Below are 1388 nucleotides of genomic sequence, written 5' to 3'. Positions count from 1 at the left end.
GGTCAACAAGCTCGGGAAAATGCCACCCGATGGGATTGGATGGTCGCGAGATCATCACGAAGAGCTTGGCGTCTCTCGATTTCATCAACAGGCGAAAGCGCTCGATGCAGCGCTGATAATAAGTCCGGTCACCTTCCGACTGCGGGTCCTTGTGTAGAAAGATCTCCTTTAAGCCAAACCGGTCACGAAACGTTGGATGATGACGCTCTCCCTGTTCAGGCAGGAAGTCCGCAAAGTCGTTTTCGAGACAGTGACGGATCATTCCCGGAGTGGCATGGATCCAATCGAAGGGAAGGGCAAACTGGCGAAGTTCCGCCTGCTGAAGGATGGTTGCAGGAAGGCAGTGGGTTCCGAGTGCAACGGTATGCCTGACGCGCTGTCCGTTGATCTCCCGGGTGCCGTAGCTTGGCATTTTAGAGGAGCGGCGGTGCCGACGGCGCTGCAAAGCCGTGCGCAGCGAGATGAGAAACTCAGGGGTCAAGTCGTAGGTTCCGGGCTTGATACCGGATCGACCCTTACGGGCCCGATCTAGGGTGCGTGCGTCGCTCATTGTGGTGCGATACAAAGATGAAGAGCAGAGAAGCCGTAGTCGCCGTACCAAAGAACGGCTGACTGCATGTCCTGCGTTCCTGCCTGGCAAGAGAAACCGCCAGTGTAGGGATTAACGACGTTGTAGTTGTTCCTGCCGTTTGTTGTCGGAGGGACGTAGTAGCCAAAGGGCGCGCGGGTTACGGACTGCCATGTTCCGTTGACGCAGTTCAGCAAGCGACCGCTCCCGTCGTTCTGCGCAGTCAGTCCTCCAGAATTGCATCCCTCGCCAGGAGCCGCAGTACCGTTCAGATGCACGAGCTTTTCGGCCGACAGAGTCGACACGTTTTCATCCGCAGCAGACCCGTCATAGTGCTGAAGATAGAACGTTCCGCCTGTACGCATGGCGATATTGTTTCCATCGCCATAGAGGTACTGGTTGCCGATTTGCAGGGAGTTGCCCTGGGGAAGGACAATCTGATTGGCGCTGAGTGTCCAGCCCACGGAGACAGAGTGATTGAAGCCTGCGTCACCGTTTGCGTTCATCCAGGCGGCTGCCGGCCCATTTATTGGTCCCGCTCCGATTGAGCCATGGGCGTAGAGGTCGTTGACGTGCGCGCCGCCAGCCCAGCCATTGGGGTATCCCGAGTTCGGATCGAGGCTGTTTGTGGCGATATTGTTGGTAAAGCGCCCGCGTACACCCGAGATGGTATTAGCGTTGGCGATATCGTTTCCACCCATGTTCAGCGTGTTGTTCATTGTCGACAACTCAGGATGGTTCGGGACGGCATCGCGGTAGAGCGCGTCGCTGTTGTACTGGGCTCCTGCAGTCCCACTTGCCAGACCGACGAAGTGGCCTG

At 57.3% G+C, this 1388-nt stretch carries 1 protein-coding gene and 1 pseudogene; both read right to left on the bottom strand.

The genetic code is table 11. The features are described 5' to 3' along the window. The coding region (locus tag R5H23_RS16375) for a DUF1796 family putative cysteine peptidase (RefSeq protein WP_317216082.1) at positions 1-550 on the bottom strand (550 nt) is incomplete at its 3' end. Then, positions 547-1388: pseudogene (locus R5H23_RS16370) on the bottom strand (shufflon system plasmid conjugative transfer pilus tip adhesin PilV); the annotation flags it as partial. The pseudogene R5H23_RS16370 and the gene R5H23_RS16375, both read right to left, overlap by 4 nt.

The organism is Gluconobacter sp. GP1 (assembly GCF_032913585.1).
Taxonomy (GTDB): Bacteria; Pseudomonadota; Alphaproteobacteria; order Acetobacterales; family Acetobacteraceae; genus Gluconobacter; species Gluconobacter cerinus.
This window is presented reverse-complemented; position numbering and strand designations above follow the sequence as displayed.